We start from the raw sequence: 13,154 nt of genomic DNA on the forward strand, positions 1-13,154 counted from the left end.
CAGCAAAACCATGTTCTATAATCTTTTATACCCCTTTCATACGGAGTTGAGCTGGCTCAACGTTTTCCGTTATATTACCTTCCGCTCCATCGGCAGCGCGGTGACCGCCTTTCTCATCCTGGTGATCATTGGCCCCCGCTTCATCGCCTGGCTGCAAAAAAGGCAGATCGGTCAGGTGATTCGGGACGATGGACCGGAAACGCACTTTGCCAAGAAAGGGGTGCCGACCATGGGCGGGGTGTTGATCCTCTTCGCCATGACTGTGTCCGCGCTGTTGTGGACCGATTTGCGCAGCAGCCTGGTCTGGTTGTTGATCGGCATTAGTTTGTTTTTTGGCTGCATCGGTTCGGCCGACGACATCAAAAAGATCCATAAGGGGAATTCAAGAGGCTTGAGCGCCCGGGAAAAACTGGTGCTCCAGGTGATCGGGTCGGCGGTGGTCGGTGTGTTTCTGCTCCTGACCCGTGGTCACGACGGTATCCTCAGCTTCCCTTTTTTCAAATCGTTTCATCCCGATCTGGGGTGGTGGTACTTGCCCTTTGCCATACTGGTGATCGTCGGTGCTTCCAATGCGGTCAATCTCACCGATGGCTTGGACGGGCTGGCTGCCGGGCCGATTGTGATCACCGCCTCGACCTATCTCATTTTTTCGTATATTGCCGGTAATGCTGTTGTCGCCAGTTATCTGCAGATCCCCTTTGTGCCCGGCGCCGGTGAGGTCACTATATATTGCGGCGCCATTGTCGGCGCTTGTCTCGGTTTTCTGTGGTTTAACTGCTACCCGGCCGAGATCTTCATGGGTGACGTCGGCTCACTTTCCCTGGGGGGCACCCTGGGTGTGGTTTCGATCATCACCAAGCAGGAATTCCTCCTGGTGATTGTCGGTGGCATTTTTGTGATGGAGGCTCTTTCCGTCATCCTCCAGGTGGGGTATTTCAAAATGAGCGGTGGGCGGCGGATTTTTCTCATGGCACCTTTTCACCATCATTTTGAGAAGAAAGGCTGGTTGGAACCGAAGGTGGTGGTCCGTTTCTGGATTATCTCCATTATTCTGGGCCTGATTGCCCTGGCAACCCTCAAGCTGAGATAAGACGTGCAGATTCAAAGCGGCATGCAGGCGGTGGTCATCGGGTTGGGAGCAGCGGGTCTTTCCACGGTCCGGTATCTGTTGGCTCGGGGCGTGCGAGTCAAGGTCTCGGACCGGAGGAGTGTCGACCAGATTGCAGCAGAGACCCTGGATTTTCTTCGGCATGCAGGTGTGCCCTTAGAGACGGGCGGTCACACCGTTTCCTTACTCACCGGTGCAGATATGGTGATTCCTGGGCCCGGAGTGCCGCTTGATCTGCCGGTGATCCAATCGGCTCGTGAACAAGGATTGCCGATCCTCGGGGAATTGGCCCTGGCGGCCGGTCAATACCGGGTGCCGGTCATCGCCGTTACCGGTTCCAACGGCAAAACAACGGTCACCAGTTTAATCGGCCATCTGTTGAAGGCCGCGGGAAAGAAACCCTTTGTCGGCGGCAATATTGGCACCCCCCTGCTGGACTATTTTATCGAGCCGAGCGCCTTTGACGTGGTAGTGCTTGAACTTTCCAGCTTCCAGCTTGACCTGGCAGCAATGTTTCGCCCGGATATTGGTCTGCTGCTCAACATTTCGCCCGATCATCTGGACCGGCATGGTTCACTGGATGCATACACGAACGCCAAAAGGAACCTGTTTCGTTTTCAGGCAGCCGGCGATTTCGCTATCCTTGGTGCCGATGACCCGGTCAGCGCGGCAACACCGCTCAATTCCGGCGTTCGGGGATGTGCTTTTGGCCGAAAGGCCGGTTGCGAGGCCAGAATAGTCGACGGTTGCGTAATCCTCCAAGGAAATCGGGGTGGAGTGTCGAACGAAGAAGTTTATAACCTTGATGGCACTAAGCTACATTCCTCGGTCAACCAATTGAATGCCGCTGCTGCCATCATCGCGGTAGCGCTCCACGGCTGTGGCTCTGAGGCCATTGAGCAGGGTTTGGCCGGGTTTGAACCGCCGCCCCATCGCATGGCCGAGGTGGCGACAATTGACGGGGTCCGGTTTATCAATGATTCTAAGGCCACCAATATCGGCGCCCTGGAAGCGGCCCTCGGTGGGTGCGAGGCCCCTGTTGTGCTCATAGCTGGCGGCCGCGACAAGGGGAGCGACTACACTTTGTTACAAGAAGTGGTCGGGAAAAAAGTCAAGCACCTGGTGCTGGTGGGTGAGGCAGCCGGATTGATGCGGGCGGCACTGGGTTCAGTGGTGCCGACTGAAGATGCGACCACCATGGAGGATGCGGTGCGGAAGTCGATGGCGGCTGCAGTCAGCGGTGACTTGGTGCTGTTGGCCCCCGGTTGCGCCAGTTACGACATGTTTTCCGGATACGAGGAGCGCGGGCGGGTTTTTGCCGAGAGCGTGTGTCTTCTTGGCCGGGAACGGAAGCAAGCCTAAGTCGTGACCATGAGACGAATCTGCTGTGTTTGCCAGAGGATTGAACAGGAGGGCGAGTGGCGATCCGATCTGTTCCTGTCCGAGGATCAAATGCTGACCCATGGTTATTGCCCCGAGTGTTTCGGTGAGGCAATGGCGGCGGTTGAGGAATTGATGGGCGAAGTGGTAGCCGGTGCGCAGCCTCTTTCGGGCTGGTCAATCATGCAGGGACAGGAGAACCGATGCGTCTGATTGTGGCCGGGGGCGGAACCGGTGGGCATCTTTTTCCCGGGATTGCGGTGGCCACAGCCATGCGGGAGCGAATTGCCTCGACCAAGGTGTTGTTTATCGGCACCTCTCGCCTTCTGGATCAACAGGCTTTGGCCGGACTTGGCTTTGAGCTGGCAGCTTTGGAGTGCGGCGGGGTCAAGGGGCTTGGTTTTACCGGCCGGCTTCGCAGTCTTTTCCTAATGCCCGGAGCGGTGTTTGAGGCTCTGCGGATGCTGCGTCGATTTAAACCTGATTTGGTGCTCGGTGTTGGCGGCTATGTGACTGGTCCGGTCCTGCTGGCAGCCAAAATTTTGAATGTTCCCATCGCTATCCATGAGCAGAATTCGGTGCCGGGTATGGCCAATAGATTGGCCGGAAAGCTCGCAGACATGGTCTTTATTTCTCTCCCCTGTCTGCCATCTTTTCCGCCGAAAAAGACGATGCAGACCGGGAATCCGCTGCGTCGGGAGATTCTGGAGGCCGCTGCAACGGAAAAACAAGCCACCGATCAACTAACCGTGCTCGTCCTCGGCGGCAGTCAGGGTGCGCATCGGGTCAATGTGTTGATGCTGGAGGCGGTGGAAATATTAAGGAAACAGCATCAAGCGTTTCGTCTGATCCATCAAACCGGAACAGCCGATCAGGAGCAATTGACCAACGGTTATAAACAACTTGGGATCGATGCTGAAGTGACCGCCTTTATTCGGAACATGGCTGAGGTCTATTCTCGTGCCGACCTGGTGGTGTCACGGGCGGGCGCCACCACCCTGGCCGAACTTGCGGTCATGGGGCTGCCGGCCCTGCTCATTCCCTATCCCTATGCTGCGGACGACCACCAGGTAACAAACGGAGAATATTACGTAAAAAGAAATGGCTGCCGGTTGTTGCGCGAAGCCGGGTTGACCGGAGAAATTCTTGCCCGCACGATCAGCGAGTGCTTGCAGAACCGGGAAGAGTTACATACAATGGCGACCAACATGAAGACCATGGCAATGCCGGACGCCACGAACCGGATCGTGGACGAATGTTTACGGCTTGCTGCCCGAAAGGAGCAGCCGTGATAATTCTTGATTCAATCAACAATAGGCGCCTTCATGTATAGAAAAACCAAACATATCCACTTCGTCGGCATCGGCGGCATTGGCATGTCGGGCATTGCCGAACTGCTGCTGAGTCTGGGATACAGGGTGAGCGGTTCTGACCTGCGTGCGACCGACATCACCAAAAGGCTGGAACAGTTGGGCGGGGTGATTTATCAGGGTCATGAGGCAGCCTGGGCAGCGGGGGCTGATGTGGTCGTGACCTCCACCGCTATACCTGTCGGCAATCCCGAGGTTCTGGCCGCCAAGGAAGCACATGTCCCAGTGATCCAGCGGGCAGAGATGTTGGCCGAGCTGATGCGGCTGACGAAATACGGTATTGCCATAGCCGGTAGTCACGGGAAAACCTCAACTACCTCGATGGTGGCCGCTGTCCTGGCTGAGGCCGAGCTCGACCCCACGGTGGTGGTCGGCGGTAAGGTTCATGGGCTCGGTAGCAACGCCAAACTCGGGGAAGGCGAGTTTCTGGTCGCCGAGGCCGATGAAAGCGACGGCTCGTTCCTTAAACTGTCGCCGGTGATCGAGGTGGTGACGAACATCGACCTCGAGCATCTTGACTATTATCGCGATATTGAGCACATCAAGGACACCTTTCTCGAATTCATCGACCGCCTCCCTTTTTATGGCGTGGCGGTTGTCTGCATCGATAACGACCATGTCGCCGAGATCTTGCCTCACATAAAAAAACGCATTTTTACCTACGGCCTCAGCGAACAGGCTGATCTGCAGGCCATCAAAATCAGCTCGGGCAACGGTACCTCCAGCTTCACGGTCCGTAGCCGGGAGGGCGAATTAGGCGTCATCCGCCTCAACCGGCCGGGGAGGCACCTGATTTACAACAGCCTGGCAGCGGTTAGTGTCGGTTTGGAATTGGAGATCGATTTTCCGGTGATTGCTCGTGCGCTAGAGAAATTCCAGGGGGTTCAGCGGCGCCTACAGGTCAAGGGCGAGGCTGGCGGTGTGTTGGTGGTTGACGATTACGGGCACCATCCCACGGAGATCAGGGCTACTCTGGACGCCGTCCGCGAGGGATGGCCGGAGCGGCGGGTGGTGGTGGCTTTTCAGCCACATCGCTACACCCGGACCCAGGGGCTGTTTGCTGATTTTGTCACCGCCTTTCGCCGGGCCGATGTTCTGGTCCTGACCGACATCTATGCGGCGAGCGAACAACCGATCGAGGGGGTCACCTCTGAGTGTCTGCAGGAGGCAATCAGGCAGCATGGCCAGCGTCAGACCCATTTCATCTCTCAGTTGGTGCAACAGCCGCAGGCTTTGCTGCCGTTGCTCCAGCCCGGTGATCTGTTTTTGACCCTGGGTGCCGGCAATATTGTCCGGGTTGGCGAGCAGTTGCTCGATCTGCTGAAGGAACAAAAAGGTTGAGGGGTGAGTTGAGCAGTGCCCGCAACGATGAGATGAAAAGCACGATGAACCACCAACAATGCGCCGAGCTTGCGACGATCTGTCGCTCCATCCGTTGGGACGTCGATATGGCTCCCTATTCGACCTTCCGCACCGGCGGGGTGGCCGAGGCGATGGTTGAGGTTGGTGACATAGCGGAATTGTCAGCTCTGTTGCGGTGGCTCCAAAAGGAACAGACGCAATGGCATGTCATTGGCGGCGGCTCTAATATCCTGGTGACCGGCCGGTATCACGAGGGTGTGTTTATCCGGCTGCGCGGTTCCATTCAGGATATTCTCCTCGAACCGCCGGATGCGTACGCGGCTGAAGAGGGTGTCCTGGTCAGGGTGCATGCCGGATGCAGTCTGGCTGCCTTTCTTGGTTGGTGTGTCCGCAATGATCTCGGCGGTCTGGAATTCATGGCCGGCATTCCCGGCAGTGTCGGCGGGGCCATCCGGATGAACGCCGGCGCTCTGGGCCATGCGATCAGTGAACTCCTGGAATCGGTACACTGTATGACCAGTCAAGGGGAGACGTTGGCAGTGGCCAAGGACGCGGCTCTCTTTGCCTATCGCTCCACCCGGCTACCGGGCGAACATGCCGGCAAGATGTTGATCACTGCTGGAGTGTTTCGTTTGCAGCGGGCCGATGGAAAGCACGTGGCGGCGCGCTGCCGGGAGATTGTCGAACAGCGCAAACAAAAACAGCCCCAGGGGCTTGGTTCCGCCGGCTCTTTTTTTAAGAATCCTGAAGGGGATTTTGCCGGTCGCCTTATCGAGCGGGCGGGATTGAAAGGACTCTCGCATGGTAAGGCGATGGTGTCGCCCAAACATGCTAATTTTATTGTCAATACCGGCGGGGCTGTGCCTGAGGATATTATCGCCCTCATGGAGGAAGTCCGGCGGAAAGTGTTGCAGCATTCGGGCGTTCTTCTTGAGCCTGAAGTTCGCATCTATTAGGAAACGGAAGTGAGGGCAGATGGCAATCTATACTCCCCGCCCGTCACCGACCCGTTCCCGGAAAGGGGGAGGTAAGTCCAGCTGGTTGGGTGGATTTTTCAAAGCCTTGTTCCGCCGGAAGGGCAAGGCGCCAGAATCGTTTCGGACTCAGGTCGTGGTGACTGGGGCACAGCGGGCCTGGAAGTGGAAAAAGCTTTCTCGAAATGCCCTGTTGGTTTGCTTTCTTTTTTGTGTCGTGGGGACGCTCTTTTGGGGGACGAAACAGCTGGTGTTCCGATCCAATATCTTTCATCTGACGGATATCAGGATTACCGGGACCCGCATCACGACTCAGCGGCAGATTCTCGAACTTGCAGGTCTGCGCCTGGGGGGGAGCCTGTTGCGGTTCGACGCCAAGGCGGCGGCAACGCTGATTGAAGCGCATCCTTGGGTCGAACGGGCGGAAATTAAAACCCAGTGGCCTTCCGCTGTGGAAATCACTATCAGCGAATTCCAGCCCTTTGCTCTGGTGAATCTTGAAGAGGGTAAGGAGAAACGGCTGCGCTACCTGAACAGGTCAGGTCACCTGTTTTCCGAGGTCGCTCAAGGGCAGGAGTTGGATTTCCCAGTGATAACCGGTGTGCTGTCGCAGAAAGATGTAGAGGCGGATCGCCTTGTTAAAGGGAGCCTGGCGGAAGGGGCGTGCAGCCTGTTGCTTTTGGCGGCCAAGGGAAATGCTATTCTACCGATTCAGGCGGTTTCCGAGGTGCATATCGATCAGAAACTGGGGCTTATTCTTTACCTGGTGGACCGGCCTTTTCCTGTCTACTTTGGCACGGACCGGCTGCAGATAAAATACTCTCGATTGCTCAAGGTGCTAGAACAGCTGTATGCAAAAAAACAGGTTGATGCCGTTAAAGAAATTCGAATGGATTATTTAGATGATAAAGTCTTGGTTACCGGAGTCCAAATTGACGGATGAGGAGATGGAAGAGCGTGACGTGCGGGAACCCGGTGAGCTCGTCGCCGGCCTGGATATCGGCACGACCAAGGTCTGCGCTCTGATCGGCGAGGTCTTCGACGATCGGGTTGAGATCGTTGGTGTCGGTACGGCCTCCTCTTCAGGCATGAAAAAAGGTGTAGTGGTTAACATCGAGTCCACGGTCAAGTCGATTCGTCAGGCCGTCGATGCCGCCTCGGATATGGCCGGCTGCGATATTGAGTCGGTTTTTGTGGGCATTGCCGGCAACCACATCAAGGGCTTCAACTCGCCCGGCATCATTGCCATCAACAATCAGGAGATCAAGGAAAAGGACATCGATGCCGTCATTCAGGCGGCACAGACGGTCAAGATATCTGACAATCAGCAGATTATCCATGTCCTGCCGCAGGAATACATGGTCGATGACCATACCGGCATCCAGAACCCGCTCGGCATGACCGGGGTGCGCCTAGTGACCAATGTCCATATCGTCACTGCCGATGTTACTGCCCTGCATAACGTGGTCACCAGTTGCAACCGGGCTAACCTCAACGTGGCGGAGATCGTCCTTGAGTCTGTGGCCTCCTCGCTGACCGTTCTGGGGCGAGATGAGATGGAGTTAGGGGTAGCCCTGATCGACATCGGCGGCGGCACCACCGACCTGGCTATTTTTTGCAACGGCACCATTAAGCATACCTGGGAGCTGGCCCTAGGCGGCAACAATTTGACCAGCGATCTGTCCGTCGGCCTGCGTACACCGCTCCTGGAAGCTGAGGAGCTCAAGTATCTCTATGGCGGTGCCCTTTCTTCAATGATCAAGGAGAACCACATCATTGAGGTGCCGACAGTTGGTGACCGCAAACCACGCAAGGTGTCGCAGCGGATCATGGTCGAAATTCTTGAGGCCCGGATGGAAGAGATCCTGCAGATGGTCAATAAAAATATTTGTGCCTCGGGGTATCGCAATCGGATTAACGCCGGCATCGTCATCACCGGCGGCACCGCCCTCCTGGCCAATATTGTGGAGATGGCGGAGCAGATATTCGACCTACCGGTGCGAATCGGCTACCCGCAGGGGGTCTCGGGGCGGATCGAGGATATCCGCTCCCCGCGCTGTACCACCGGGGTCGGACTTGTGTTGTATGGCAGTAAAGCGAAGGCCTATGTCCCCAAAGAAAGCGGTGGGATGGTTAACAAGCTGAAAAAGTGGATGAAAAATATCGTCTGAATCGACAGAACTTTTCCTTTAGTATCACCAGGCTCGGTGGTATATTTAAAGGGATTTTATAGGAAATCTTTTCTTGGGAGAGAAACATGCCTTTCAGGATGGCCGAAGAGGAAACTGTGGCAGTTATCAAGGTGATCGGAGTCGGCGGTGGTGGCGGTAACGCCATCAACACCATGGTCGAAAGCCGTTTGGCGGGCGTTCAGTTCATTGCCGCCAACACGGACATGCAGGCTCTTGAAAAATCCCGTGCTGATATCCGCCTGCAACTGGGGCCGGGAATCACCAAGGGCATGGGGGCGGGCGCCGACCCTGAAATGGGCCGGGAAGCCGCCCAGGAAAGTTTTGATGACCTGCAGGCCGTGCTGAAGGGAGCCGATATGGTTTTTGTCACCGCCGGATTAGGAGGCGGCACCGGCACCGGAGCGGCTCCGGTCATCGCCAAGCTGAGCAAGGAGGCCGGAGCGCTGACAGTTTCTGTTGTCACCAAACCTTTCTACTTTGAGGCGAAAAAGCGGATGCGCAATGCCGAGTCGGGGTGGGAGAAATTGAAAGAGTACTCCGACACCATCATCACCGTGCCCAACGACCGGTTGCTCAGTCTGATGAACAAGAACTCCACCCTGGTGGATATGATGCAAATGGTCGATAATGTCTTGTTACAGGCGGTCAAGGGTATTACCGATCTGATCAACCTGCCGGGACACATCAACGTCGACTTTGCCGACCTCAAGACCGTCATGAAAGAGGTCGGACCGGCGATCATGGGAACGGGGTCGGCGGTTGGTGACAACCGCGCTACCGAGGCGGCAAAGCGAGCCATCGACAACCAACTGCTCGAAGACGTTGGTATCGACGGCGCCCGCGGCATTCTGATCAATATTTCGGCGGCCAAAGATACCCTGACCATGAACGAGTTCATGGAAGCCTCGGCTCTGATCCAGGAAAAAGCCCATGATGACGCTAATATCATCATCGGTGCCCTGTTTGATGAATCGCTTGGCGAGGAACTCCGGGTCACAGTCATTGCCACCGGTATTTCCAGCATTGAGGAGCCGGAGGTTTCGCAACTTGAGGTGAAGCGACCACGGCAGGCGCATTCCCCAGCGTCGCCAACCCGAACTCGCCTGCCGAGAATTCTGGAGGATGAGGTTAATATCCCGGAGACTACCCCAGTCAGTATCGCCAAACCCAACCTCCTGCCCAAGGGGCTCCCACGCATGCCCAAACCGATTTTTGACGACCACGAAATTAACAACGAGTACGACGAGCCGGCCTATCTTCGCAAAAAGGCGAACTGAAAGCCGGGAGCGGGCCGGTGACGGGCAATCCGGCGCCACAAAGGTTCTGTGCGGGGGAATATCCGGTGGATATTCCCCCGACGTGTCTGGGTCGCCTGTTCTCGGTGCATGCACTCCGTTGCGTGTGCCAATAAATGGGCGTCGTGCCGGCAAGCTGACAGCGGCAGGAGATTACTCTGCTTTCCTCAACCCCTAGGCCAACACTTTGTCCTCCTACCTTGCCACCGAAACCGGGACTGTCCGCAAAAAATGGAAAGGCAGGATGCCCGTGGCCCTGCTGTATCCCAACACCTATCCCGTTGCTGTTTCCAACCTCGGTTTCCAATTGGTCTACTCCCTGCTGAACCAGCAGGATACAGTGGTCTGCGAGCGATTTGTCTATCCCGAGGCATCCCAGCCCCTGCGTTCGCTCGAATCCTCCCGCCCGTTGAGCGATTTTCCCCTGGTCTTTGGCTCGATCAGTTTTGAGCACGATTTTCCCCGGCTGGCCGCGATGCTCGCGGCGGGTGGTATTGAGCCTCTAGCGGCTCAACGGGCGCAAGATATTGGCCCGGGCCGCCCCTTAGTCGTCCTGGGTGGGGTCGGAGTGTTCATGAATCCCGAGCCGCTTGCGATCTTTGCCGACCTCATGGTCATCGGCGAGGCCGAGCCGATCCTGGAATCCTTGCTCGCAGCCCTTGAAGGCTTTGCCACTACCAGCCGGGAGAGTCTCCTGCTGCATATAGGAGCTTCTTTGCCAGGGTGTTATGTTCCCGCCTTTTACCGGTTCTCGTACACCGGCAGCGGCGAAGTTCTCGATATCACAGCACCGGCCGAACTGCCGCTTCCGGTCGCCAAGGTGATCGCCCCGGCGATGGAGCGCGCGGCCCATTCAACCCTGCTGTCGCCCGAGGCCGAGCTGGGCATGTATATGGTGGAGCTGGGACGTGGGTGCAGCCGGGGTTGCCGCTTTTGTGCGGCTGGATTCATTTATCGCCCTCCTCGTCTGTGGTCGGCAGAGGCCATCCTCCGGGGTTTGGCCGATCGTCCGGAGCGGATTGACCGCATCGGCCTGCTCGGCATGGAGATGGCAAGCAGCGAAACGGTCGACAAAATTGCCGGCTACCTCCGGGAGCACGCCTGCACGCTTTCCTTCTCCTCTCTCCGGGCGGACCGCATCACCGATCAAACCCTGGCGCTCCTCGCTGCCTCGAACCTGAAAAGCGTGGCCATTGCCGCCGACGGCTGCTCGGAGCGGCTGCGGACCCTGATCAATAAAGGACTGGGCGAAGACGACCTCTTGACCGCTGCCGAGCGTCTGGTCACCGCCGGTATCTTCCATCTCAAGCTGTATGTGATGATCGGTCTGCCCACGGAAACCCAAGAGGATTTGGACCACCTGGTTCGCCTGGTCGATCGGCTGCAGGCGCGAATTCTGCCGGTAGGCCGGGCCAGGGGACGGGTTTCGGAACTGACTCTTTCGATCAACTGCTTTGTGCCCAAGCCTTGGACACCCTTCCAATATTGTTCCTTTGGTGGTCTGACGGCGGAACAGGCGTCGGAAGAGAATACATCGAAGGCCCTGGCAGCCTTGAAGGAAAAAATCAGGTATCTTCGCAAAATGTTCACCGGTAAAGCCAATCTCCGTCTCAAATTCGATCATCTCGAGCAGGCCTTGCAACAGGCGGTTTATGCCCGAGCGGATCGGCGGATCGGTCCGGCCCTGCTTGATATCGGCAGTGGCCGTTTTTCCTTCAAACAGGCCCTTCCGCGCCATGGGATCAATCCCTGGCAGTTTGCCGTTCGCCCGCGAAGTCGGGAAGAACGGATGTGCTGGGAGGTGATCGATCACTCCATCCGTCCCAGGTATCTTTGGGAAGAGTATGAACGAGCCTTGCGCGGAACCTTGACCACGGCCTGCGAACCGGTCGTCTGCCGCCGCTGTGGAGTCTGTCATGAAACCCCGTAGACGCAGTCAGTCGCAGAAAAGAGTGCGGTTCAAACTGCCCAGGCTGTCGTTGGCAGCGGTGAGGCTGAAAATTCCCGACCTTTCCCGTCTCTGGCGGCGGATCCGCTACCGCGGGCGCAGCAGTACGCTGCTGCCCTTCGAGCTGGTTAAATATTTTTCTTTCACCTCGCTGACCCTCATCCTGATAGCCTCCTTCCTGCTCTCCTGGATGATTGCCGCCAACGCCAAGACCGTGTTGCTGCAGCGCAGCGAGGCGTATTCCAGGTTGTTTGCCGACCATGTCAACCGTCAGGTCTTCCTCCAGTTCGTCCTGCCCACCGTCGTCCGCTACGGGAAGATCGCCCTTTCCGAGAAGGAACAGTTCGAGCGCCTCGACCAGATCGTCAACAACATCGCCCGCGGCATGCGCATCGAATCGGTCACCATTTACGAACCCCTTCAGAACAGGATCGCCTATTCCACCATGTCGGAGCTGATGGGCAAGCGCGACATGGGCGGGCTGGAGTACCAGAAAGCGGCCAAGGGAGAAAGTAACTCGATGCTGATCAGCGGAGGAAGCCTGTTCAGTCTTCTCCCCGGTACCGCTGAGATTTACTGCACCTTGAAAACCTATGTTCCTTTCCGCCAGGAAAACAAGCTGGGCGAGCGCACCGGTGAAATAATGGGGGTCATCGAGGTCGTCCAGGATCTCTCCGAGGACCTGGAAGCCATCGTTCTTCTCCAGGGGCGGGTTATTATCCTCTCTTTGGTGATCATGTCCATTCTCTTCACCATCCTCAGCCTGATCGTGGTGCGCGCAAACCGGATCATCGCCGAGCGGGCCGAGGAGCGGCTGCGTCTGGAAGAACAGCTCAACGAGGCCCAGCGGCTTGCCTCCCTGGGCAAGATGGTGGCGGCCGTTTCCCACGAGATCAAGAATCCGCTGGGTATTGTGCGTTCGACCGCTGAAATCCTTGGGACCCGGATCAGTAAGGTGGCCCCGGGCAACGAGCACCTGGCCAACATTATCGTCGAGGAAACTTCAAGGCTGGACAACATTGTTCGCGAATTTCTCGATTTTGCCAGACCTCGGGACGTGCGGAAGGCTGCCGGCTCGCTCAATGCCGTGCTGGAGCGATTGCTCCGTTTCATGGAGCCGGAGTTTCAGCAGAAAGAGGTGCAGGTGCAGGTTCTACTCGACGAGGAGCTGCCCGAGATTTTTTTCGATAGCGAGCAGATCTACCAGGTTATCCTCAATATTGTTTTCAATGCGATTCAGGCCATGCCTCAGGGCGGCGCACTTTTTCTGAAAACCGTCGCCCTTCCGGAGGAAAACGCGGTCATGCTCGAGGTGGTTGACACCGGCATAGGTATCACTCCGGAAAAGCTTGAGCAAATTTTCACCCCCTTCTATACCAACAAAAATCGCGGCACCGGGCTCGGTCTGGCCATTGCCAAGAGTATCGTCGACAAGCATCAGGGAAAAATAACCGTCAGCAGCATTCCGGGCGAGGGCAGCACCTTTCGCCTCACCCTGCCAGTGGGCGCATAGGCTGTTTTCTCG

11 protein-coding genes are annotated in these 13,154 nt (G+C 57.0%); all 11 read left to right on the top strand.

The features are described 5' to 3' along the window. The first annotated feature begins 10 nt into the window (after nt 1-10). The 11 genes from mraY (at nt 11) to ACHZCX_RS15120 (ending at nt 13,142) form a co-directional block, all read left to right on the top strand. Nucleotides 11-1,090 (top strand): phospho-N-acetylmuramoyl-pentapeptide-transferase, encoded by a 1,080-nt coding sequence (gene mraY, locus ACHZCX_RS15070; protein ID WP_319588026.1) that lies wholly within the window; start codon nt 11-13, stop codon nt 1,088-1,090. A gap of 3 nt (nt 1,091-1,093) precedes the next feature. Further along, a complete protein-coding gene (gene murD / locus ACHZCX_RS15075) occupies nt 1,094-2,470 on the top strand; it encodes a UDP-N-acetylmuramoyl-L-alanine--D-glutamate ligase (RefSeq protein WP_319588027.1) in 1,377 nt (458 codons plus the stop codon). A gap of 9 nt (nt 2,471-2,479) precedes the next feature. Beyond that, nucleotides 2,480-2,701, top strand: coding sequence for a hypothetical protein (locus ACHZCX_RS15080; protein WP_319588028.1), 222 nt, complete (start codon nt 2,480-2,482; stop codon nt 2,699-2,701). Next, nucleotides 2,692-3,780 carry an undecaprenyldiphospho-muramoylpentapeptide beta-N-acetylglucosaminyltransferase gene (gene murG, locus ACHZCX_RS15085; RefSeq protein ID WP_319588029.1) on the top strand — a complete coding sequence of 363 codons (1,089 nt, stop codon included), beginning with the start codon at nt 2,692-2,694 and terminating at the stop codon, nt 3,778-3,780. The genes ACHZCX_RS15080 and murG overlap by 10 nt, the downstream gene beginning before the upstream one ends. A 33-nt stretch (nt 3,781-3,813) precedes the next feature. Then, entirely contained in the window at nt 3,814-5,199 is a 1,386-nt protein-coding gene (murC, locus tag ACHZCX_RS15090; RefSeq protein WP_319588030.1) for a UDP-N-acetylmuramate--L-alanine ligase, read from the top strand. A gap of 44 nt (nt 5,200-5,243) precedes the next feature. Then, the gene (gene murB, locus ACHZCX_RS15095; protein ID WP_319588031.1) at nt 5,244-6,176 is read left to right on the top strand and encodes a UDP-N-acetylmuramate dehydrogenase; all 933 of its coding nucleotides are present in this window, start codon (nt 5,244-5,246) and stop codon (nt 6,174-6,176) included. Nucleotides 6,177-6,195: 19 nt separating this feature from the next. Beyond that, nucleotides 6,196-7,137: a cell division protein FtsQ/DivIB gene (locus ACHZCX_RS15100; protein ID WP_394708798.1), complete on the top strand. Its 942-nt coding sequence runs from the start codon at nt 6,196-6,198 to the stop codon at nt 7,135-7,137. 4 nt (nt 7,138-7,141) lie between these two features. Further along, entirely contained in the window at nt 7,142-8,365 is a 1,224-nt protein-coding gene (gene ftsA / locus ACHZCX_RS15105; RefSeq protein ID WP_319588033.1) for a cell division protein FtsA, read from the top strand. A gap of 86 nt (nt 8,366-8,451) precedes the next feature. Continuing rightward, nucleotides 8,452-9,663 (top strand): cell division protein FtsZ, encoded by a 1,212-nt coding sequence (gene ftsZ, locus ACHZCX_RS15110; RefSeq protein WP_319588034.1) that lies wholly within the window; start codon nt 8,452-8,454, stop codon nt 9,661-9,663. A 205-nt stretch (nt 9,664-9,868) separates the two neighbouring features. After that, nucleotides 9,869-11,611, top strand: coding sequence for a radical SAM protein (locus ACHZCX_RS15115; protein WP_319588035.1), 1,743 nt, complete (start codon nt 9,869-9,871; stop codon nt 11,609-11,611). Then, complete coding sequence (locus ACHZCX_RS15120; RefSeq protein ID WP_319588036.1) at nt 11,598-13,142, top strand: ATP-binding protein; 1,545 nt, start codon at nt 11,598-11,600, stop codon at nt 13,140-13,142. Before ACHZCX_RS15115 ends, ACHZCX_RS15120 begins: the two co-directional genes overlap by 14 nt. Nucleotides 13,143-13,154: the final 12 nt, after the last annotated feature.

Source organism: uncultured Desulfobulbus sp. (assembly GCF_963662935.2).
Classification (GTDB): Bacteria; Desulfobacterota; Desulfobulbia; order Desulfobulbales; family Desulfobulbaceae; genus Desulfobulbus.

Bases quoted from the DNA above. Each gene is read 5' to 3' on its own strand.
- murG (WP_319588029.1), top strand. From the start codon at position 2,692: ATGCGTCTGATTGTGGCCGGGGGCGGAACCGGTGGGCATCTTTTTCCC.
- murC (WP_319588030.1), top strand. From the start codon at position 3,814: ATGTATAGAAAAACCAAACATATCCACTTCGTCGGCATCGGCGGCATT.
- murB (WP_319588031.1), top strand. From the start codon at position 5,244: ATGAACCACCAACAATGCGCCGAGCTTGCGACGATCTGTCGCTCCATC.
- ACHZCX_RS15100 (WP_394708798.1), top strand. From the start codon at position 6,196: ATGGCAATCTATACTCCCCGCCCGTCACCGACCCGTTCCCGGAAAGGG.
- ftsZ (WP_319588034.1), top strand. From the start codon at position 8,452: ATGCCTTTCAGGATGGCCGAAGAGGAAACTGTGGCAGTTATCAAGGTG.
- mraY (WP_319588026.1), top strand. From the start codon at position 11: ATGTTCTATAATCTTTTATACCCCTTTCATACGGAGTTGAGCTGGCTC.
- ftsA (WP_319588033.1), top strand. From the start codon at position 7,142: ATGGAAGAGCGTGACGTGCGGGAACCCGGTGAGCTCGTCGCCGGCCTG.
- ACHZCX_RS15120 (WP_319588036.1), top strand. From the start codon at position 11,598: ATGAAACCCCGTAGACGCAGTCAGTCGCAGAAAAGAGTGCGGTTCAAA.
- ACHZCX_RS15080 (WP_319588028.1), top strand. From the start codon at position 2,480: ATGAGACGAATCTGCTGTGTTTGCCAGAGGATTGAACAGGAGGGCGAG.